Source organism: Methylobacterium sp. HMF5984 (assembly GCF_045033435.1).
In the GTDB taxonomy this organism is placed as follows: domain Bacteria; phylum Pseudomonadota; class Alphaproteobacteria; order Rhizobiales; family Beijerinckiaceae; genus Methylobacterium.
Genome location: NZ_JBJFLN010000001.1, coordinates 4,825,480 through 4,845,046, shown reverse-complemented (window position 1 = coordinate 4,845,046; position 19,567 = coordinate 4,825,480). Strand labels below are relative to the sequence as shown.

At 68.3% G+C, this 19,567-nt stretch carries 19 protein-coding genes and 2 tRNA genes; 9 read left to right on the top strand and 12 right to left on the bottom strand.

Going from position 1 to position 19,567, the window contains the following annotated elements; all coding sequences use genetic code 11:
• Positions 1–136: 136 nt before the first annotated feature.
• Positions 137–319, bottom strand: a complete 183-nt coding sequence (locus tag ACFZ8E_RS23430) for a hypothetical protein (RefSeq protein WP_405043935.1) — start codon at positions 317–319, stop codon at positions 137–139.
• 274 nt (positions 320–593) lie between these two features.
• Between ACFZ8E_RS23430 and ACFZ8E_RS23425 the strand changes: the two genes are divergently transcribed.
• Positions 594–1,064, top strand: a complete 471-nt coding sequence (locus ACFZ8E_RS23425; protein WP_405043934.1) for a hypothetical protein — start codon at positions 594–596, stop codon at positions 1,062–1,064.
• A gap of 161 nt (positions 1,065–1,225) precedes the next feature.
• Here the strand turns inward: ACFZ8E_RS23425 and ACFZ8E_RS23420 are convergent, their stop codons facing one another.
• A complete protein-coding gene (locus ACFZ8E_RS23420) occupies positions 1,226–2,494 on the bottom strand; it encodes a hypothetical protein (protein ID WP_405043933.1) in 1,269 nt (422 codons plus the stop codon).
• 333 nt (positions 2,495–2,827) lie between these two features.
• Here ACFZ8E_RS23420 and ACFZ8E_RS23415 point away from each other — a divergent pair, with 333 nt between their 5' ends.
• The 3 genes from ACFZ8E_RS23415 (at position 2,828) to ACFZ8E_RS23405 (ending at position 5,035) form a co-directional block, all read left to right on the top strand.
• The gene (locus ACFZ8E_RS23415; protein WP_405043932.1) at positions 2,828–3,694 is read left to right on the top strand and encodes a hypothetical protein; all 867 of its coding nucleotides are present in this window, start codon (positions 2,828–2,830) and stop codon (positions 3,692–3,694) included.
• 479 nt (positions 3,695–4,173) lie between these two features.
• Positions 4,174–4,644, top strand: coding sequence for a hypothetical protein (locus ACFZ8E_RS23410; RefSeq protein ID WP_405043931.1), 471 nt, complete (start codon positions 4,174–4,176; stop codon positions 4,642–4,644).
• Positions 4,637–5,035: a hypothetical protein gene (locus ACFZ8E_RS23405; RefSeq protein ID WP_405043930.1), complete on the top strand. Its 399-nt coding sequence runs from the start codon at positions 4,637–4,639 to the stop codon at positions 5,033–5,035. The genes ACFZ8E_RS23410 and ACFZ8E_RS23405 overlap by 8 nt, the downstream gene beginning before the upstream one ends.
• Before the next feature lie 188 nt (positions 5,036–5,223).
• On the opposite strand, the gene ACFZ8E_RS23400 is transcribed toward ACFZ8E_RS23405, so the two are convergent.
• The 9 genes from ACFZ8E_RS23400 to ACFZ8E_RS23360 all read right to left on the bottom strand — a co-directional run bounded on the left by ACFZ8E_RS23400 (position 5,224) and on the right by ACFZ8E_RS23360 (position 15,218).
• Positions 5,224–5,298, bottom strand: a tRNA-Thr gene (locus tag ACFZ8E_RS23400).
• A 118-nt stretch (positions 5,299–5,416) separates the two neighbouring features.
• Positions 5,417–5,875, bottom strand: a complete 459-nt coding sequence (locus tag ACFZ8E_RS23395) for an NUDIX hydrolase (protein ID WP_147729062.1) — start codon at positions 5,873–5,875, stop codon at positions 5,417–5,419.
• A 379-nt stretch (positions 5,876–6,254) separates the two neighbouring features.
• Positions 6,255–7,880, bottom strand: coding sequence for a heme biosynthesis HemY N-terminal domain-containing protein (locus tag ACFZ8E_RS23390; protein ID WP_405043929.1), 1,626 nt, complete (start codon positions 7,878–7,880; stop codon positions 6,255–6,257).
• 117 nt (positions 7,881–7,997) lie between these two features.
• Complete coding sequence (locus ACFZ8E_RS23385; RefSeq protein WP_405043928.1) at positions 7,998–10,358, bottom strand: translation initiation factor 2; 2,361 nt, start codon at positions 10,356–10,358, stop codon at positions 7,998–8,000.
• A 157-nt stretch (positions 10,359–10,515) separates the two neighbouring features.
• On the bottom strand, positions 10,516–11,223 hold the full coding sequence (locus tag ACFZ8E_RS23380) for a uroporphyrinogen-III synthase (RefSeq protein ID WP_147844693.1): 708 nt from the start codon (positions 11,221–11,223) through the stop codon (positions 10,516–10,518).
• A gap of 4 nt (positions 11,224–11,227) precedes the next feature.
• Entirely contained in the window at positions 11,228–12,106 is an 879-nt protein-coding gene (locus ACFZ8E_RS23375) for an aldose 1-epimerase family protein (protein WP_243950784.1), read from the bottom strand.
• 43 nt (positions 12,107–12,149) lie between these two features.
• Positions 12,150–13,901: an ABC transporter ATP-binding protein gene (locus ACFZ8E_RS23370; protein WP_405044442.1), complete on the bottom strand. Its 1,752-nt coding sequence runs from the start codon at positions 13,899–13,901 to the stop codon at positions 12,150–12,152.
• Positions 13,902–14,096: 195 nt separating this feature from the next.
• A complete protein-coding gene (locus tag ACFZ8E_RS23365; RefSeq protein WP_405043927.1) occupies positions 14,097–14,396 on the bottom strand; it encodes a hypothetical protein in 300 nt (99 codons plus the stop codon).
• A gap of 141 nt (positions 14,397–14,537) precedes the next feature.
• A complete protein-coding gene (locus tag ACFZ8E_RS23360) occupies positions 14,538–15,218 on the bottom strand; it encodes a DNA-binding protein (protein WP_405043926.1) in 681 nt (226 codons plus the stop codon).
• Between the two features lie 148 nt (positions 15,219–15,366).
• On the opposite strand from ACFZ8E_RS23360, the gene ACFZ8E_RS23355 reads away from it, so the two are divergent.
• Together ACFZ8E_RS23355 and ACFZ8E_RS23350 are read left to right on the top strand one after the other, a co-directional pair.
• Positions 15,367–16,032, top strand: coding sequence for a response regulator transcription factor (locus ACFZ8E_RS23355; RefSeq protein ID WP_405043925.1), 666 nt, complete (start codon positions 15,367–15,369; stop codon positions 16,030–16,032).
• The gene (locus ACFZ8E_RS23350; RefSeq protein WP_405043924.1) at positions 16,032–17,399 is read left to right on the top strand and encodes a sensor histidine kinase; all 1,368 of its coding nucleotides are present in this window, start codon (positions 16,032–16,034) and stop codon (positions 17,397–17,399) included. The genes ACFZ8E_RS23355 and ACFZ8E_RS23350 overlap by 1 nt, the downstream gene beginning before the upstream one ends.
• A 73-nt stretch (positions 17,400–17,472) precedes the next feature.
• Here ACFZ8E_RS23350 and ACFZ8E_RS23345 read toward each other — a convergent pair.
• Positions 17,473–17,549, bottom strand: a tRNA-Asp gene (locus ACFZ8E_RS23345).
• A 359-nt stretch (positions 17,550–17,908) separates the two neighbouring features.
• Between ACFZ8E_RS23345 and ACFZ8E_RS23340 the strand changes: the two genes are divergently transcribed.
• Genes ACFZ8E_RS23340 through ACFZ8E_RS23330 form a run of 3 tightly spaced genes read left to right on the top strand, consistent with a single transcriptional unit; the run spans position 17,909 to position 19,558 of the window.
• Positions 17,909–18,274, top strand: a complete 366-nt coding sequence (locus tag ACFZ8E_RS23340; RefSeq protein ID WP_147728471.1) for an NADH-quinone oxidoreductase subunit A — start codon at positions 17,909–17,911, stop codon at positions 18,272–18,274.
• A gap of 39 nt (positions 18,275–18,313) precedes the next feature.
• Entirely contained in the window at positions 18,314–18,901 is a 588-nt protein-coding gene (locus ACFZ8E_RS23335; RefSeq protein ID WP_147728470.1) for an NADH-quinone oxidoreductase subunit B family protein, read from the top strand.
• Positions 18,902–18,910: 9 nt separating this feature from the next.
• Positions 18,911–19,558: an NADH-quinone oxidoreductase subunit C gene (locus ACFZ8E_RS23330; protein WP_243988877.1), complete on the top strand. Its 648-nt coding sequence runs from the start codon at positions 18,911–18,913 to the stop codon at positions 19,556–19,558.
• Positions 19,559–19,567 lie beyond the last annotated feature (9 nt).

The following is a 19,567-nucleotide window of genomic DNA, read 5'->3' as shown; positions in this document are numbered from 1 at the left end:
ATCGCGCTGCCAGGAACGCGGCACGCGACGCTCGCAGCAGTAGGCGCTTCGATCATCACTAGTTGAACGACAGCCAGGCGCCGACGCCCGAGGACGCCAGCGCCAAGCCTCTTGAGGTCTCGCCTACCAGGGAAGCTTACGCTGCCTTCGCCTCACGGGTGCGCAAGGCGTTGAGGTCAAGCACAGCCAGCACTTGATCGGCGGCAGTGGCCACGACCGTGCCACTGGCATCGTCACCATCGGCGGTGCGTTGCTCAGCCAGGCGCAAGAGTAGCCCGGCCACATCATCCAACTTGCTCAGTGCTTCATGATCCAGCATCGGGGTGCATCCTCAAGCTACGGCATTCGTCGCCGTGTTGCAAGTGTTATTTGCAGTGTTACGAATCTTTTCTCAATTCATCAAAAATATAGATGCGTTTGCATGTCACTTGCAAGAATGCAATCATTTTATTTGACAGCATAGGGGTGGCCTTGCCAATGATGTAATAAAATTTTTGCGCTAAAAGAAACCTTTATTATTTGAAATCCGGCTTCGATGCACTCCGTCATAATTTAAGCTGGAAAATCTTCACAACCCAAAAAGGAAGTTCCCTATGGATGCTGAGAAGCACCCGGTGATCCGCGCTTTACGCCGATCTGACGTTCTCGCGCGCCGATACATCGATTACCTCATCGAACACGGCCAATCCTACGAAGGCGCCCCCCTTCCCGACGGCATCGCTCGCTGGCCAGAGGGCAGCTGCCTCGAAGCTTCGGAGCACTTGCAGAACAGCAATGGTCTCGTGCGCGTGCAAGGCTGGTGTCTCGCTCCCAAATCGATTGTATCGAGCGGAGAACCGTTCTGGCACAGCTTCAACACAACAGACGGAAAGAACGCTATCGACGCCTCTTTGCCTGACACTACGGCTTGCTTTTACTTCGGACTACCAGGACCGTTCGAGAACCCAGATGCTTTCGATCATATGGTGCTCGGTAAACCCGCGAAGCGTCACAACTTGATCCCGCCAGACCTAGCAGTTGGCGCGTTTTCTCAAACTCTCAAGCGATCATTCCGGCTCTTTTGATTAAAAGCCCATAAACATATTTCCCTAATTTAGCACGTTGGTTTTTTCTGTATTACATAAAATATAGAAAAGGCATCCCCCTACGTATGAATACTCTTATTAAACTAGAGGGTCCGCAGTCGAATTTCTCAAGGCATATGATTTCGCCTCCAGATCAAATCTTAACCTTCTCTCAACCAAGTTCCAACGACTGTACTTCTAAGCTCGAGCGCTCCTAAAGGCTGCATTCTTATGGTTACACACTCCCATGATAAAAGATGAGGCGCGCTCATTGCTTGTCGAGCATGTTCAACCGCGCTTTCTTCATCGATAAAATGTGAACGGTCCGCCACAGTTTGCGCAAATCTTTTCCACCAAAAACTATATTCAACCGTTTCTTTGCTTGGTTTCTTTTCTAGATCAGAGCGAAAGTTGTATGGAGAGTCCTGCTCTGAATGGCAGGTAAGACATGTACCTTCGTGGAGCACGTTTCCCTTGCAATCAGGATTCATACAGTCGCTTCGTTCGACGGCAAAATCCTGGTCACAGAGAATACAATGGATTTCACCGCAGTTTGAGCTTTTTGATGTGAGCTGCGCAAGTGCTGGCCATTCTTCTTGGTAATCCCGATTGGCAGAATACCAACAACCAGGGCACACATAAGCACGTCGTTTCGAGTCGAATGAAAAAAATCTTTTCTTTTCGGACGGCTCTAAATAACTCAATGCAGTTTCTATTTGTCCCATAACTATATTATGCTCATAGTATTCACCTAATCCATATGCAGCGTATTTTCCATCTTCTTCCATTTTTATCAATCTTAGAGGCCACTTAACATCAGAAAATAGAGTTTCTACAGCTTGCAGAATAGTCCGAACTATTATTGACGGATTAAATTCATGTACAGTAACGGAATGCATTACCTTATTTCTATCTCGTCGCACTCCGTCCCAAAAAGCCTTAAATTGGTCGTCAAGTGGATTATCTGAGAATGTGTTATGGACTTTTACTAAGTCTGCAGCGTCCAAAGTTCTAAAATCGCTGAATGGTATCGGCGTTGTATCGACTTTTGATGGCCAGTCTTTTGGATCTCTTGAGATTAGGAGGTATGGAGAGATTGCAGCTATGCGTCCTTTTAAGGACATTTCCATCGCTTGTTGCACCAGGCCGAAAGCATTGGCCAAAATTGGTTGCGATTTCAGCCAATAAGCTTTTCCCGCTGCAGTAATCTCTTCCTCTTCTAAATCAAGAGCGCTTTCCCGTGCTCGATCATACTCTTGTGTGGTTTGTATGGCGATCTGCCATGCCAGGTAAATCTGATTCAGGCCTGCTGCCTGGAAATCTGCTGCGGTAGGAATTTCCGTGATCATTCTATACACATGCCATTGTGGCTCTGGGGTAACAATAGCCATATGTGCCAAGCTGCGATGCCACTCGATGTCTCGCTCCACTTTGTGCGAATCCGAATTGGTTGGCCCGCATCAGCTATCTCAAATTCTCCGACAGGATGTGTCCGATTGAGGTGGCTAAAGACGCAAACGGCAGATCTGAACTTACCTTGAAGATCTGCCGACCTCCCGCATTCCGTCACACAAAAAGCGAGCGACAACAGCGTAAATCCCCCTTTTCGACCGATAAATTCGAAAGATCAACACAAACAATAACTTAGGGTGCCCGATTTTACGGCTTAAAGCAGCAGAAAATAGGGGCGTGAATGCAAAAACCCGTCCCCCGCAATGTCTGGCTGACAACAGAGAACGGGCTTCACTGAAAGAAGAATAGAGATGATACATACCGCAACTACGTCAGATCTCCCAGAACCGCTCATTCCGGCAGATGTCTCGTTCCCGAGCTATCTGTGGACTCCTCTCGACATTAACGCGGTCACAGAGGGAGAACTGTCGTTCCTGTCCGGGGACGGGTTCAAGGCCGCGATCATGCTGATGATGAAGTCATGGCAGGAGAAGCCCGCTGCATCCCTGCCAGACGACGACCGGCGCCTCGCTGCATTCTGCGGGTTCGGTCGTGGACCAGCTGCCCTGGCCTTATGGGAGGCCGTGAAGGTTGAGGCCCTGTCCGACTTCACTCTCTGCTCAGATGGCCGGCGGTACTCGCGCACTCTGGCACCGCAGGCCCTGGAGGCTTGGGAGTCGCGTAGGCAGCAGATTGAGCGGACAAGGAAAGCCCGCGAGGCTCGCAACGGGAACAGGCAGACCACCGAGACCACTTCGGCCTCTGTCGCAGAGATTGTCACAGCTTCTGTCACAGAGCCTGCCACAGCCTCTGTCACTGCATCCATAAGAGATCAGACCACATCAGATCACACTACACTGGATCACACTGCATCAGATCAGATCGCAGTTGTAGCTGGTAAGGGGGGTGTAGGGGGGCGGCCAAGCCAGCCGGTGCCGAGACGCAAGGCCGGTTCCATCACCAAGCCCATCGTCATCTCCCAAGGGACGATCTCGCCGGGCACCGCTAACCGCTGGGCGGGGCAATTCAACAACCTGCCGGACATCGAAGCTGCGATCCGAGAGGCTGCTCAATCGCCCATGCCGGAGAACGAATGGATGGGGACGATCAAAGCTCGGGTTAGTGAGCAGAACGACAAGGCCAGCGAGGCCATGGTCGGAGCAGACTGCCCGTTCTAGACCAGACATGACGCGGACTGGAGGAAGGTAGCCTCGCCTTCGGCTCGATCATCGCTCCCTACGGTCGCTTCGTCGACTTCGGCTTTTCTGACTCACTTCTGGCTAGAAACTGATGGTTTGCAGCCCGACTTGACAAACAGGGCCGGGTGTGATACACGCAAGGCAAGCTGCTAGACATCCACCCGGCGGCTTCCCTCCCATCATTGAACAGCCAGACACCCTTCTGGCCTGAACGTCTCGGCATCCTGCCAGAGGCGGTTTTCTGCGTGCGCATTGCACGCCTACTCCCGGAGAAAACCTATGACCTCGACCCCACGCGGGGCTCGGGTCGTCGTTGAACTCGATCTTGAGGCCGAGCAGGCTTTGGATCGGGCTCGACGCGACGCGCGCCTCTCACGTCCCGCCTTCGTCCGCGCCACGCTGGCCAAGGCCCTCCGCGAGGCCGGAGCACTTGCCTCCGCGATCCGCGAGGCCACCCCATGAGCCAGCCGAACATCACCTACAACCAGAACATCATCACCCACGCCAAAGCGCGTGGAGCGGATCTCAGCACCGAAGAGATCGATACGCTGAACGCCACCCTGAGATCCGTCTCATTCGTGAATGACGCTGGCCAGATCGCGTTCACCCTCGGCAACGGCCGGATTGGCGACCTCGACGCCGCGTTGTCCCTCTACTCCGAAGGCATGGGCCGGACGTCGACCCCTTCGACATCAACCACTCAGCTTCCGGCTGGAGCGAACGCGACCCAACGCGCCATCGAGACGAACCGAGCCGCCCGCGAAGGATCGGCGGCCCTGAAGCGTCAGCAGGCCGAAGAGATCGTCCGCGTCTACGGCTCACCTTGGGCCACGTCCGGCAACATGACTCACGCCGCCGTCATTCTGAACAACCACCCCGAACTCGCCGAACGCCTACGGGCAGAGGCCGGAGACCGTCGCCATGAGTAACGCCCCCACGTCGCTCGATCCTGGCGCGGCCCGAAACCGCGAGGATGCTGCGAAGGCCAGGCGCGCCAAATACCAATCCACACCGGAAATACGTGCGCAACTAGCCTCCGTCCTCGAAGCTCGTGACGCCCTCCGCGAGAAGCAGCAGACCGATACCAGAGCCGAACGCGAGGTTGCTCCCGGCGCTCTCAGGAGCGTCTTGGCACGCGGCACAGTCAGCGAGCTAGCCGAGATTGCCCGGATGATCGGGCGCCTCGACGGCCGACGCATGCAGGATCTCGTCAACGAGGTGTTCCGCACGAAGACCCGCACCGCATACAGCCCAGCTCTAGAAACGCCCGCTGAAGCCTCTTCCGAGTCCGAAACATCATTCGGCCGCCGGAAGCGTTGAACGCCGCCTGTGACTCGCTGTGGCGATCCAATGGGCGACTTGCTTCTTGGGCTGGTTGCAGCATTCGCTGCCGACGCTCAATCGAGCGACCGGGGATGCATATGACCAGACTGCACCCCTGCTGCACCCCTGCATTAATTCGGGGGGTGCAAGCGCTCGGCAAATCCGAACTAAGTGCTTGGTATAAATGGTGCTGCGAGGGGGGATCGAACCCACGACCTCCTCATTACCAATGAGGTGCTCTACCACTGAGCTACCGCAGCAACGGCGATCCGGGGCCCGCGAGGGGGCGTCTCCGTCCGACCGAGAGGGGCTTTAAGGGATCGACGGCGGCTTGGCAATCGCGCTTGGCGGTCCCGAGGGCGCAATCGACCGGGTGGATCACGTTTTGGGGCGGCCGTCACGCTTCAGCGCCGCGCGGATGATCGCGGCCAAGCCCGGCTCGGTCACCGCCTCGGCGGCGTCCGCGGGGGTGAACCAGCGCTGCTCGCGCTGGTGCTGCTCCGGCCAGGTCTTGCGGTGCTTGCGCACCTCGAGCGGAAACACCTTCACCTGGCACAGCACCGCGTCGCGGTTCTTCAGGCGCTTCTGGTAGAGGTAGAAGCCGAGCGGCCGCTTGCCGATCTGGCCGATCACGCCGGCCTCCTCGTAGGCCTCGCGGGCCGCCGCCTCGAAGGGCTTGCGCCCCTTCATCGGCCACCCCTTCGGGATCACCCAGCGCCGGCTCTCGCGGGAGGTGACGAGGAGCACGCTGTAGCTGCCGTCGGGCTCGCGCCGGAACGGCAGCGCGCCGACCTGCGGCCGCGCCTCGCGCTCGTCGTCGAGCGGCATCGTCGTCATGCGCGTCGGCGCCATGCGGGCGCTCCGATGCGGTTCCAGCGCTCCGAGGCGTGCGGCCCGATCGCGGAGGGAACGATGCGGTGTGCTGGGCCGGAACGGAACTGGAACAGTGGTGGGGCCTCTCGGAGGAAAAGTTATCCGGCAAATAATCGATCGGACCTGCCCTGGGAAGCGGGCGTACCGCCGATTGCAGCCGTCTTCACCACCAAAGGTTGGTCGTTTCGTGGGTCAAACGCACCGGAGCGCAGAACGGTGCCGCGCGTCGGAGCCTACCACAGGATGTATCTTGCCGTGGCGATATGGCCGTTCGATGAAGCCCGACGCCATGCCCGTGTCGCACCCGCCGGCCGCCCGGCGGGGCCGGGCGGCGCGGGAACGATCAGCCGAAGCGACGGGCCTTGGCCTCGGCGTCCTCGCGTGCCGTTGCGGGCGAACCGGTTGCAGGCGGACCGGCGGGACGCGGCTGCGGCAGCACCACGGGGCTCGCAGCGCCGGCCGGCATCGGCCCGGGTTCGGCGACGGCAGGCTTGTCGGCCTCGGCCGGCACCCGCGCAACGCTCGCCGGCGTGATGCCGGCCGGGATGGTGGTCGTCGGCTTGGGCCCGGCGGCGGGAGCGGGCGCCATCGTGCTCGCGGCCGCAGGCGCGGCGGCATGGGGCGCCGCGAGCGCGACCGTGTCGGTGTCCGGCGCCGGCGTCTCGAACGGCTCCTGGCCGGCGAGCAGGTTCGGCGGCGCCTGCCAGACGAAGGCGTCGATGCGGCCGGAGACCGGCGAGATCGGCTCCCAGGTCGGCGAGGCGACGCCGTCGGCGATCCAGACGGGATCGCGCGGGGCATGCGCGGCGCGGGCGAGCCATTCGCGGGCGCGGCCCGAGCCGGCGCCGTGCTCGGTCTCCTCGATCCGCGCCATCATCAGGCAGGTGCGCACGCTCGGGCCGTCGTCGAGCAGGGGCCGGATCGCCTCGCGGGCCTTCTCGAAGTCGCGGGCGTCGAACGCGGCCTGCGCCAGGGCGAGGCGCGCCTCGGGGGCCCAGGACGAGAGCTTGGCCAGCGTCTCGGCCCGCGCCAGGCGGTCCCGCACGGAATCGCCGGTGCGCAGGTTGAGGTAGACCTTGGCGAGGTCCGGGTGCGGATTGGCCTTCCACGCGGCCTCGACGATCTTGGCCGCCTTCTTCAGATCGCCGCGGCGGGCGAGCAGGCGCCCGGCGATGCTGGCGGCGGGAACGAGATCGGGCGCGAGCTTGACCGCCTGGAGCGCGCGCTCGGTCGCCGCCTCCGGCTCGCCGGCCTCGCGCACCTGCGCCATCGCGGTGAGCAGGACGGCACGCTGGCGCCGCGCCTCCGCCTTGTCGATCAGCCCGAGGGAGCCGCGGCGCTCGACGATCTCGAGCGCGCCGCCCCAGTCGCCGTCGGCGCATTGCGCCTCCAGCACGGCGTCGTTCGCCCAGGTGACGCTGGGGGCGAGGCGCGCGGCCTCCGCCGCGTAGGCGCGGGCGGAGACGTCGTCCTCGCGTCGGCGCGCTTCGACAAATAGGCCGCGCAGGCCGAGCACCCGCGTCTCGGGGTCGTCGACCATGCGCTGGAACGCGCTCTCGGCCGCCTGCCGATCGCCGGAGATCTGCGCCGCCTGAGCCTTGAGCAGCAGGGTCAGCGGTTCCGCGCCGAGCAGGCGCTCGGCGTCGCCCGCATGGCGGCGGGCGGCGAGGGGATCGCCCGACCCGACCGCGACCATGCCGCGCGACAGGGCGGTGAAGCCCTTGGCCCGGCGGCGCTCGCGCGAGCCGTTCACCAGGGTGTCCGGCAGGGTGATGATGCCGCGGACCACGGCCCAGACGAGGCCGAGCGCGATCGCCGCGATGCCGACGCCGATGAGGGCGATGGCGAGGCTCGTGGCCACCTCGTAGCCGTTCCACACGATGGTGACCGACCCGGGTCGGTCGGCGATCCACACCGCCCCGAAGGCGGCGACGGCAAGCAGGGCCAGGAAGGCGAGAGCGCGCCACATGAGGTCGGGTACTCCTGTCAGCCGCGAGGACGGCGTCGCGTCGCGACGAGGATGTGGGCGGGGGCGATGGCCGCCCCCGCAGGATGGCGTGTCTCTGCGATCACCTCTGGGGGGCGATCACGGCTTGGCGGTCGGCGCGGTCGTCGGCAGGCCCTTGAACGCGTCGGAGAGCAGCGCCTGGGCCGCCTGGGCCGCCTGGGCCCGCGCCTTCAGCGTCGCGCCGAAATCGCCGGCCTGCGCCTTCAGATCCTGCGGCATCGCCTCGTAGGCCTGCGACGCCTCGATCAGCGCGCCGCGGTCGAGGGCCGCCTGCACCTTCGCCGTCGGATCGCTGGCGGCAGCCTCCTCGGCGGCCGGCGGCGCATCGACCTTGCGGACCTGCACGATCGAGTCCGCGATGCTGAGGAAGCGGCTCTTGAGGTCGCCGTTGGCGGCGACCTCCTTGGCGGCGGCGGCCTTGCGCGCGGCGGCGACCTTGTCGGCGATCGGGCGAAACGCGGCGGCGAGCTGGTCCGCGGTCGGCGCGCCCTTGTCGGCGAACGGCGCCAGGGCGTCGACGCGGCTCGCGTCGCCGGTCTCGAGCTTGCGCAGGGTCGCCAGCGGCTCGGCATACGGGACGCTGGCCTCCAGCGCGGCGGCGATCCGGTCGGCGGTGACGACCTTCAACGCGGCCTGGACGGTGCTGGCCTCGGCGCGAAGCGCCACCGCCTTGTCGAGGGTGGCGATCTTGTCGGCCTGATCCTGCAGGCGCCGGTCGAGGGCCTTGGTCGCCGATTCGGCCGTGCTCCTGCCGGCCTCGGCCGCCTCGCGGCTCGCCTGCGTTGCCGTCTGCACCGCCTCGGTCGCGGCCTTCACCCGCTCGTCGAGGGTCTTCTGCAGGGCGTCGAGGCGCTGGCCGAGGGCCTGGTCGGCCTCGGCGTTCGCCTTGGTGCGCGCCTCGACCTCGCCCTGGAGCGTGGCGAGCTTCGGCGCGAGGTCGACGGCCGGCGCGCGCGCCGCCTTGTCGGGTGCCTTGTCCTCGAGCGCCTTCACGCGCCCGTCGAGGGCGGCGATCTGCTTGGGGTCGCCGCCGGCCTGGGCCACCCCGAGGCGGGAATCGCCAGCCTGGTCGCGGCCCGGCTCCTCCTGCAGGGCGGAGACGCGCTGGTCCAGGCTGTCGAGCCGGGCGGCGATGTCGGCCGGAAGAGCGGCCAGGGCGGCCGCCGCCGGGGTCGTGCCCTGGCCCTCGGCGGACGTGGCCGTCGCGCCGGACGCACGGTCGAGCGCCTGCCTGGCCGCGGCCTCCGCCGCCTTCACCGCGTCGGGCAGCGGCTTCAGCGTCGCCTCGTTGGCGGCGACGCGCTTGTCGAGGGCGGCGACCGCGTCGCGTGGGCTCAACGATGCCATGCGCTGGTCGAGGCCGGTGAGCTGGCCGGAGATGCGCTGGTCGAGAGCGTTGAGGCGGGCGTCGTCGCCGGCATTGACGAGGATGCCGGCGCGCTCCACCGCGAAGAGCAGGCCGGCGCCGATCACGCCGCCGAGAAGGCCGGCGGTCGCCACCGAGCCGAAGCCCGGCCCGCGGGCGGCGGGCGCCTCGGCCGGGCCGACCCGCGGCGGGGTGCTGCCGGAGCCCGCCGGCTTGGCGCCGGCCTTGGCGTCGGACGCTGCCTTGCCGTCGGAAGCAGGCTTGATGTCTGAAGCAGGCTTGGGACCGGACGCCGCCATGCCGGCCGCGACCCCCGCGGCTCCCGCCGCGGCGGCCTTGGCGTCGCCGCGGACGTCGCCCTTGTTCGCCCCGGCGTCCTCGACGCGCTTGGCCTTGAGGTCGATGATCGGTCCATCGGTGAGGGCGCCGGAGGGCCGCGGCCCGCCCGCCGTGGCGCCGCCGGCGGATTTCGGCGGCTCGGCGGCGGTGCCGGCCCCGGACCGGCCGAACTCGGGCTTCGCCGGGTCCGGCTTGCCCGGCTCGGCTTTCCCCGGCTCCTTCGCCGCGGACGGGCCGCCCGGCGCGCCGGCGATCCCGGGCTTGACCGCCTCTGTCGCGGGCTTGCTCGGGAACGCTGCAGAGGCGGCGCCCGCCCCGCCGGCAGGCTTGGCGTCGAGCTTCGCCGGATCGGCGGGGGGCTGGGCCGGGCGGTCGGGCTCGGCCTTCGTCGGCCCGGCGGTGATCGGAGGATCGGCGCGGCCGGCCTCCGGCTTCGGCGCCTGGGCCGAGGACGACGGGACGGCGGGCGTGGCCGTATCGGGCTTGATGGTATCGGGCTTGGCCGTATCGTTCTTGGCCGTATCGGGCTTGCCGGTCTCGGATTTGGCCGGCTCCGACTTGACGTGGACGCCCGGCGGCAGGGTCTCGGGCGGACGGCCCTGCGGCGTCGACACCGTTCCGGGCTTGCCGCCCTGGGTCTGGGGGGCGGTCGAGCTCGGGGCACCGTTCTTCGCGGCACCCGGAGCCTGTGAGCCGGAATTTGGACGGTCGGCGTCGTTGGATGGTGGCTTCACGGCCGTTGTCTCTCCCGTCTCGACGTCCCGGGCGCGGCGGCTGTGCCGCGCGCCCCGATCCTAACGTTCCTCACGACCCGCGCCGGTGCGGGCGGCGCCTACCTATCACCGCCGCTTCCGCCCGGGCGAGACCCGATCTGACGGCGGCGCGGCGATGTCAGGACAGGCCGGCGAGGAGGTCGTCCTCGCGCGGTCGCCCAGCGACGAAATGGGCCGCGACCCCGGCTTGGTCCAGGGCTGCGGCCACGTCGTCCGACAGGCAGTAATGCCTCAACGCGCGGAAAGCTCCGCCGTGTCCGGCCGCTTCCGACAATCGATGCGCCACGCGCGCGCTGCGGCGGGAATAGTGCAGGGCGGCGTCGAGCCCTCCGGGGACGGCGGCGAAGGCCGCGAAGACCGGGTCCGGCAGGTGCGCCACCGCCTCGGCCGCGTAGGCGACGTGCGTCGCGATCCGGTAGCCGGCGGCCGTCAGCCGGGCGGCGGGTTCCGCCTTGCGCTCCGCGCCGGCCACGTGGAGCAGGGATGCCCCCGGCGCGACGGATCCCTGCACGATCGCTGCGAGCGCGGCGGCGTCGCCCGTCCCCGCCGTCACCGCGCCGAGCCGCGCTTCGGCGAGCGCCGCCGTCCGCGGGCCGACGGCGAAGACCGGGATTCCGCGCAGGGTGGCCGCCTCGGTCGTCGCGAGCAGCGCGTCGAGGGCGTTCGCGCTGGTGAGGATCAGCCCGTCGAACGGGCCCGGCGGCAGGGCTGCGCCGGTGGGGCGCACCACCAGCACCGGCGCCACCAGGGGCAGGTGGCCGAGCGCCGCCAGGCGTTCGCCGGTGCGTGCGGCGCCGGGCTCCGGCCGCGCCACCCAGACCCGCACGGCCTCACCCCTCCAGGGTGAGGCGGATGCCGTGATCGGCGGTGGCGCCGGGCGCCAGCAGGCGCTGCGCATCGCGCTCGGCGAGCTCGCCCGAGAATCCGGCCCAGTCGGCATGCCCGGTCCAGGCTTCCAGCGATAGGAACGGCGCGGTCGGCTTCGTCCACACGGCGAGGTGCGAAAAATCCTCGACCGCCATCCGGATCGCCCGCCCGCCCGGCCCGGTGAAGCGCATCGTGCGGCTCAGCGCGTCGCGGAACACCAGCGCCTCGGTGAAGAGCGCCGGATCGAGGGGCAGGACGTTGCCCTCGAGGCGGATCGGGCGCTCCTCGCGCAGCAGCAGGCCGCCGGGGCCGACCTCGGGGACGCTGGCGCGCTCGGCCCGCTCGAACGCGACCGCGTAGCCGCCGCCGGCCGCGCGCGTCCCGCCCGCGAACGGCCAGGGGAAGGCCGGGTGGAAGCCGAGCCCATAGGGCAGGGCGGTCTCGCCCGGATTGTGGACCGCGATGGCGAAGTCGAGCCCGGCGGGGCGCACCCGCGCGGTGATGTCGAGGCGGAAGCGGAAGGGATAGTGCGCCAGCGTCTCGGCCGTTTCGGTCAGGCGCAGGGTGACGGCCTCGTCCGTCCGCTCCACCACCGCGAAGGGCAGGTCGCGGGCGAAGCCGTGCTGGGCCATCGGATAGGTCCGGCCGTCGACCCGGACCATCCCGCCGGCGGAGGCGCCGACCACCGGGAAGAGCCAGGGCGCGTGCCGGTTCCAGTGCTCGGGATCGCCGCTCCAGAGGTATTCGGTGCCGCCCACCCGCCACGACACCGGCTCGGCGCCGGCGAGCGTCAGGGTCGCGGTGGTGCCGTCGGCGGCCTTCAGGTGGATCGGATCGGGCATGGGGCATCGGCTCCGGATCGGGGTGGGTTCGTCGGCGCCCGGCTCACGCGGCCGCCCCGACATGCTGCGTCACCGCGTGAAGCGGGCCCGACGCCACGAGGCGGCCGCCGTCGAGCACGTGGACCGTGTCGGCGGCTTCCAGGCTGGTGAGGCGGTGGGCGATCATGATCAGCGTGCGCTGGCCGGCGAGCGCGTCGAGCGCGGCCATCACCGCGCCCTCGGTCTCGCCGTCCAGCGCCGAGGTCGCCTCGTCGAACACGATCACGTCGGGGTCGTGGTAGAGCGCGCGGGCGATGCCGATGCGCTGGCGCTGGCCGCCGGAGAGGCGCGCGCCGCGCTCGCCGACGCGGGCGTCGTAGCCCTCGGGCAGGGCGGCGACGAAGTCGTGCGCGCCGGCGAGCCGCGCCGCCCGCTCCACCGCCGCGCGGTCGACCGGCTCGAGGCCCAGCGCGATGTTCTCGGCCACCGTCCCGTCCACGAGGAACACGTCCTGCGGGACGTAGCCGATCCGGTTCTGCCAGGCCGGCAGGGCCTGTGAATCCAAGGGCGTGCCGTCGACGGTGATGCGGCCGGCATCCGGCGTCAGGATGCCGAGGATCAGGCCGACCAGGGTCGACTTGCCCGAGCCGGTGCGCCCGACGAGGCCGACGGTGGTGTTGGCCCGGATCGTCAGGCTCACGTCCGCGAGCGCCGCCCGCCCGGGCGCGTAGGCGAAGCCGACCCGCTCCAGGCGGATCGCGTCGCGGAACGGCAGCCGTGCGTCGGTCCGCGGCGAACTCTCGGCCTCGCCGTCGAGGTCGTCGACGATCACCCGCACCGCCGGCAGGTAGAAGCGCAGCAGAGCCAGCGAGTTGAAGATGTTCTGGAAGGCCGGCAGCATCCGGTATCCGGCGAAGGCGAACAGCCCGAGCAGCGGCAGGATGCCGGCGGTGTCGAGCCCCTGGGCGAGGGCGAACAGCACCACCACGATGACGCCGCCGAAGGCCAGGGCCTCGATGACGAAGCGCGGCATCTGCCCCGTCAGCAGGCTCTCGGCGGTGGCCTTGGCATAGGCGCGGGCGGGGGCGTCGAATTTGCCGGCGAAGGCGTCCGCCCGACCGTAGAGCTTGAGCTCGGTGAGCGCGCCCAGGGTCTCCTGCACCACGCGGTAGCGCTGCGCGTTGTCGGCGACCGAGCGGGCGCCGAGCGAGGCGAGGCGCGCGCGCATCACCAGGTAGATGCCGACGTAGAGCCCGCCGAAGCCGCCGCCGAGGATCAGCGCCAGGCGCGGCGCGTAGACCAGCAGGAAGCCGATCACCGCGAGGGCCGAGATCGCGCGGGAGGCGACGACGGTGGCCGGCGTCAGCACGCCGACGACCAGGCGGTCGGTCTCCGAGAGCACGTTCTTGGCAAGCTCCGCGCTGTTGCCCTGGGTGAAGAACAGCTTTTCGCGGGCGAGGTAGCGGAACAGCAGCCGCCGGGCGAAGCCGTAGCCGGTGAGATGGGTGAACAAGAGCTGCGCGTAGGTCAGCGCGGCGTTGACCACCGCGGTCACGAGGATCGCGAGCAGCGCCGCCATCCCGGCCGCGATCAGGAAGCTGCGGTCGTCCGACAGCCCGAGCGTGTCGCGGATCTGCGCGAGGTAGGGCAGGCGGGTGGCGGCCGCGGGATCGCCGACCAGCGTCAGGAACGGAATCACCGAGGCGACGCCGACCACCTCGAGCAGCCCTGCGCCGGCCAGCCCCAGGGCGATCAGCGCGAGCCGGCGCCGGTCGCGGGCCCGCATCGCGCGCACGAGATCGATCAGCGTGCGCAACGGGGTGTCCTCGGGATCGGCGGAACGCACCTCTCCCTCTCCCCTTTGCGGGGAAGGGTACCCTGCGGAGCAGGGGGGCAGGGAAAGGCGCCCGGCGCGGTTCTCTCTGTGAAGCGCACGTTCATTTGGGCCGAGCGCATAGAGGCCCGGCGCCGGGCTGTCCACGCGGGCGGGCCGAAGCCCGCCCGCCCGCGATCAATCGACCTTCTTCAGCGAGCCGAGGTCGACGTCGCCGTTCTGGCTGGTGAAGGTCAGCGACTTGGATCCGCCGTCCTGCTGCGAGACGCCGCCGATCTTGTGGTCGCCGCTGTCGTAGGTCGTGGTCTTGCCGTCCTGCTCGATCAGCAGGCGGTGCTTCTCGGGGAAGAAGGCGTACTTCATCCCGTTCTGCGCCCCGCTGGTCGAAGGCTGGCCGAGGTCCTCCGGCCACCAGGGCTCCATGCCCTTCATCGGCTTCATGGGCTTCATCGGTTCCATCGGCTTCATCGGTTCCATCTGGGGCAGGCTCCTTGCGGGTGTCTCGCGTGCGGTCCGTCTCTCGCCAAGACGCGGCAGGGCGGGATCGGTTGCATCGCGCCGGGCCCGTCGAGGCGAGGATCGTGCCGCGCCGCCGGATCGGCGGCGCGGCCGACGACCTCAGAACACGCGCTTCTCGCGGATCTGACCGTCGAAGCCGACATGGAGCTGGCGCTCGCGCCCGTCCTGGCCCTTGGCGGCGACCTCGAGGTGGCGCGGGCCGCGGCCGGTGACGCGGACGTCCGAGTAGCCGGCCGCCTGCACCGAGGCGGTCAGCGCCGGCACGTCGGGGTTGGGCCCGAGCCCGACCTTGTCCTTCGCCCAGTCGAGGGTGCCGGGGGGCGGGCCGCCGGCCGGGCCGAGCAGCACGCGGTTGCCGTCGCCGTGGGTCAGCACCGCCGCGTGCAGGAACCCGTTCTCGAAGCGCCCCTGCACGGTGACGGTCTCGCCCTTGGCGACGAGCTTGCCGTCTTCGCCCTGGCGCCCGGTCTCGACCAGCGCCCGCCCGGTGCCGTCCTGCAGCAAGAACTTGTTGCCGAAGATCTCGGCGACCTCGCCCTTGGCGGCGATGCCGCCCGACGGCACCAGCGCCGAGATCGCCACCGGGGCGATCGGCGTGGTCGAGGGCGCGCCGTTCTGCGCCAGGGAGAGGCCGACGGCGCCGAGCGCCAGCGGCGCGGCGATCGCCCCGACGACGAGGGTGCGGCGGGGCAGGCGGCGTGCGGGTCTCGATGCGGCTCCCTCGGCGGCGGCCTGGCGAACCTCGGTGGCGGTGCCGTCGATGACCTGTTCGTTGCTCATGATGAAACGTGTCCTGTTCGAGTGGGCCCTTTCGGGTTGACGGCGTTCTAGGAGAGGCCCGCCAATCCACCCTGAACCGCGCGGTTCAGCCCCGGTTAAACCGGCCGGCCTAACCCTCGACGCCCGTTCCCCGAAGGTGCCGAGAACCATGAAAGTCCTGTTGGTCGAGGACGATGCCGCGCTCGGCGCCGAGATCGCGAAGGCCCTGCGCGCGGAAAGCTTCGCCCTCGACCACGCGCGCGACGGCGAGGACGCGCAGCACCTCGGCGAGACCGAGGATTACGACGCGGTGGTGCTCGATCTCGGCCTGCCCAAGCGCGACGGCGTCTCCGTGCTGCAGGCATGGCGCGCCGCGGGGCGCACGCTCCCGGTGCTGATCCTCACCGCCCGCGACGGCTGGAGCGACAAGGTCGCGGGCTTCAAGGCCGGCGCCGACGACTATCTCGTCAAGCCGTTCCGCACCGAGGAGCTGGTGATCCGCCTGCGGGCGCTGGTGCGCCGCGCCCAGGCCAGCGGCGCGAGCCGGCTCGTCTGCGGGCCGCTGAGCTTCGACCCCGGGCTGGGCGCCTTCGAGCGCGACGGCCTGCCCCTGAAGCTCACCGGGCTCGAATGGCGGGTGCTGTCCTGCCTGATGCTGCGCAAGGACGCGGTGGTGCCGCGCGGCCAGCTGATCGAGCGGGTCTATGACGGCGACGCCGACGTCGACTCGAACTCGGTCGAGGTCATCATCACCCGCCTGCGCCGCAAGATCGCGCCGGCCCAGATCGAGGCGGTGCGCGGCCACGGCTGGCGCCTGCACGCGGACGCCGCGTGATGGCGCACGAATCCCGGCTAGTAGGCGCACCGCGCACGGGCTCGCTGGCGCGCCGCCTGCTCGCGGCCGCCTTCGTCCTCGTCACCGTCGCGCTGGTCGTGGCGGGCATCGCGATCGGCTTCATCCTCCACCGTTTCGTGCGGGGGCAGATCGACGGCCGGCTCGACGCGCAGATCGTGGCGATCCGCTCCGGGCTGGAGCAGGGCCCCGACGGTCCGCGCCTCGCCCGCGACTTCGACGCGCCGCCCTTCGACCGCGCGGGCTCGGGCTGGGCCTGGCAGGTGCGGCGCGGCGGGACGCGCCTGCGCTCCGCCTCGCTCGGCAGCGACGTGCTGCCCGTGCCGGCCGGCCCCCGTCCCGACGACGGGTCGGAGCGGCCACAGCCCGCCGACGCGACCGATGCGAACGGACGCGGCCTGATCCTGCGCGTCCTGACGCTGCCGGCGGAGGACGGCGGCGCGCCGACCGTCATCGTCGCCTCCGCGCCCGCCGCGGCGTTGCGCGGGCCGCTGCGCGAGGCCCTGACCACGCTCGCGCTGGCGCTCGCGGTGCTCGGCCTCTGCCTGATCGGCGGGGTGCTGGCGCAGGTGCGCCTCGGCCTCGCGCCGCTGCAGCGCCTGCGCGCGGACCTCGCCGAGGTGCGTGCCGGGCGGCGCGAGCGGGTACCGGTGGCGCAGCCGACGGAGATCCGGCCGCTGGTCGCCGAGCTCAACGCGCTGCTGGACCAGAACGCGGCCAACCTCGATCGGGCCCGCACCCATGTCGCGAACCTCGCCCACGGCCTGAAGACGCCGCTCGCCACCCTGACCCTGGCGCTCGCCGACCCGGCCCGCGACGCCGACGGCACCTTGAGCGACCTTGTCGGCTCGATGGACCGGCAGGTCCGCCACCACCTGCGCCGGGCGCGCGCCGCGGCGCTGGAAGGCACGGCCCGCGGCCGGATCGACCTCGCGAGCCCTGTCGGGGACCTCGCCGCGACGCTGGGGCGGCTGCATGCGGCCAAGGGCGTGCGGATCCAGGCAAACCTCGCCGAGGGGTTAGCCGTGGGATGCGAGGCGCAGGACCTCGACGAGATGCTCGGGAACCTGATGGACAACGCCTGCCAGTGGTGCCGCGGCGAGGTCCGCGTCTCGGCGGCCCCGGCCGAGGGGGCGGTGGCGATTCGCGTCGAGGACGACGGGCCGGGCCTCGATCCGGCCGAGGCGGCGTCCGTCCTGCACCGCGGGCAGCGGCTCGACGAGAGCGTGCCGGGCAACGGCTTCGGCCTGTCGATCACCCTGGAGCTGGCCGAGCTCTACGGCGGCGGCCTGACGCTCGACCGGTCCGGCCTCGGCGGCCTGCGCGCGACCCTCGTTCTGCCGGGCTAGAGCCGAACGCGTAAAGCCCTCGACGGCACGAAGCCGGAGGGCTGATTCGGTCTGGATGGGGAGGGAGGAAACGTGGCGCGGGCGACGGGACTCGAACCCGCGACCTCCGGCGTGACAGGCCGGCACTCTAACCAACTGAGCTACGCCCGCACGGCGCATCCGCTCGAAGGCCCGGTGGGCCTCGGCGACGAGCGGGGGTTTATGTGGGGGGGCAGGGAGTGTCAAGCGCGAGCTTGCCACGCGGAGCGCGATTGTCCGCATGGCCCGATCCCGGTGCCGCCGGGCCGGCTCGGACCTTGCCGGGCCTGCGCCGATCTGCCGTGTTGGCGAAGGCCTGACACAGCGCCACCTGTCTGTCTCAAGCCGCGATTGTGCGACGCGCAAACGGCTTGTTTCACCGGGTCGGCTCGACTAAGCCTCGGCCCGCGCGCACTCTGGCATTGGAGCAATTCCATATCGCCGTTCGGTGAAATTCAGGGCGGCGCAGTCCAGCGCGTGAGAGGTGTCGCATGACCGGTCTCCTGGCGGATTACCTGCCGCTCATCGTGTTCCTCGGCGTATCGCTGTTCATCGCGGCGGCTCTCCTGGTGGCCCCGTTCCTGGTGGCCTATTCGAGCCCGGATCCGGAAAAGCTCTCGGCCTACGAGTGCGGCTTCAACGCCTTCGACGACGCCCGCATGAAGTTCGACGTGCGGTTCTACCTCGTCGCCATCCTGTTCATCATCTTCGACCTCGAAGTCGCCTTCCTGTTCCCCTGGGCCATCACGTTCGGGGATCTCGGCTGGTTCGGCATGTGGTCGATGATGGCCTTCCTCGGGGTCCTCACCGTCGGCTTCGTCTACGAGTGGCGCAAGGGCGCCCTCGAATGGGATTAGCCCGCGTCGTCGCCCCGCCCGTCCGCTCCTGAGGCATCCATGGCCTTCACTCCCGAACTGTCCCGCGCCCCGGCGATCGCGCCGCAGGCCAAGGGGCTCGTCGACCCGAACACCGGACGTCCGATCGGCGCGGACGACCCGACCTTTCTGACGATCAGCGCCGAGCTCGCCGACCGCGGGTTCCTGATCACCTCCACCGACGACCTGATCAACTGGGCCCGCACCGGCTCGCTGATGTGGATGACGTTCGGGCTGGCCTGCTGCGCCGTCGAGATGATGCAGATGTCGATGCCGCGCTACGATTGCGAGCGCTTCGGCTTCGCCCCGCGCGGTTCGCCCCGCCAGTCCGACGTGATGATCGTCGCCGGCACGCTGACCAACAAGATGGCCCCGGCGCTGCGCAAGGTCTACGACCAGATGCCGGAGCCGCGCTACGTGATCTCGATGGGGTCCTGCGCCAACGGCGGCGGCTACTACCACTATTCGTATTCGGTGGTGCGCGGCTGCGACCGGGTCGTGCCGGTCGACATCTACGTTCCGGGCTGCCCGCCGACGGCGGAAGCGCTGCTCTACGGCGTGCTGCTCCTGCAGAAGAAGATCCGCCGCACCGGCACGATCGAGCGCTGAGGTGACGCGATGACCAACGGCATCTCGATCCTCGCCCACACCCAGCCGGTCTCCGGCGACGTGGCGCTGCAGGCGCTGTCGGACCACGTCGCCGGGGCGCTCGGCCCGGCGGTGGTCGAGCGCACCATCGCGCTCGGCGAGCTGACGCTGATCGTCCAGGCCTCGGACATCGTCTTCGCGCTGACGTTCCTGCGCGACGACCCGGCCTGCGCCTTCCGGAACTTCATCGACATCTGCGGCGCCGACTATCCGAGCCGCGCCGAGCGCTTCGACGTGGTCTACCACCTGCTCAGCCTGCGCCACAATTGCCGCATCCGGGTCAAGGTGCGCACCGACGAGGTCACGCCGGTCCCTTCCGTGATCGAGGTGTTCCCGGCGGCCAACTGGTACGAGCGCGAGACCTACGACCTCTACGGCATCCTGTTCTCGGGCCACCCGGACCTGCGCCGGCTGCTCACCGATTACGGCTTCGAGGGACACCCCCTGCGCAAGGACTTCCCGCTCACCGGCTTCGTCGAGGTCCGCTACGACCAGGACGAGGCGCGGGTGGTCTACGAGCCGGTGAAGCTGACGCAGGAATTCCGGAACTTCGACTTCCTGTCGCCGTGGGAGGGCACCGAATACGTGCTTCCCGGCGACGAGAAGAAGACGGCTTGAGGCGGAGGG

Coding starts and splice junctions, on each gene's coding strand:
- ACFZ8E_RS23430 (WP_405043935.1), bottom strand. CDS start 319: ATGCTGGATCATGAAGCACTGAGCAAGTTGGATGATGTGGCCGGGCTA.
- ACFZ8E_RS23425 (WP_405043934.1), top strand. CDS start 594: ATGGATGCTGAGAAGCACCCGGTGATCCGCGCTTTACGCCGATCTGAC.
- ACFZ8E_RS23415 (WP_405043932.1), top strand. CDS start 2,828: ATGATACATACCGCAACTACGTCAGATCTCCCAGAACCGCTCATTCCG.
- ACFZ8E_RS23410 (WP_405043931.1), top strand. CDS start 4,174: ATGAGCCAGCCGAACATCACCTACAACCAGAACATCATCACCCACGCC.
- ACFZ8E_RS23405 (WP_405043930.1), top strand. CDS start 4,637: ATGAGTAACGCCCCCACGTCGCTCGATCCTGGCGCGGCCCGAAACCGC.
- ACFZ8E_RS23395 (WP_147729062.1), bottom strand. CDS start 5,875: ATGACGACGATGCCGCTCGACGACGAGCGCGAGGCGCGGCCGCAGGTC.
- ACFZ8E_RS23390 (WP_405043929.1), bottom strand. CDS start 7,880: ATGTGGCGCGCTCTCGCCTTCCTGGCCCTGCTTGCCGTCGCCGCCTTC.
- ACFZ8E_RS23375 (WP_243950784.1), bottom strand. CDS start 12,106: ATGCCCGATCCGATCCACCTGAAGGCCGCCGACGGCACCACCGCGACC.
- ACFZ8E_RS23365 (WP_405043927.1), bottom strand. CDS start 14,396: ATGGAACCGATGAAGCCGATGGAACCGATGAAGCCCATGAAGCCGATG.
- ACFZ8E_RS23360 (WP_405043926.1), bottom strand. CDS start 15,218: ATGAGCAACGAACAGGTCATCGACGGCACCGCCACCGAGGTTCGCCAG.
- ACFZ8E_RS23355 (WP_405043925.1), top strand. CDS start 15,367: ATGAAAGTCCTGTTGGTCGAGGACGATGCCGCGCTCGGCGCCGAGATC.
- ACFZ8E_RS23350 (WP_405043924.1), top strand. CDS start 16,032: ATGGCGCACGAATCCCGGCTAGTAGGCGCACCGCGCACGGGCTCGCTG.
- ACFZ8E_RS23340 (WP_147728471.1), top strand. CDS start 17,909: ATGACCGGTCTCCTGGCGGATTACCTGCCGCTCATCGTGTTCCTCGGC.
- ACFZ8E_RS23335 (WP_147728470.1), top strand. CDS start 18,314: ATGGCCTTCACTCCCGAACTGTCCCGCGCCCCGGCGATCGCGCCGCAG.
- ACFZ8E_RS23330 (WP_243988877.1), top strand. CDS start 18,911: ATGACCAACGGCATCTCGATCCTCGCCCACACCCAGCCGGTCTCCGGC.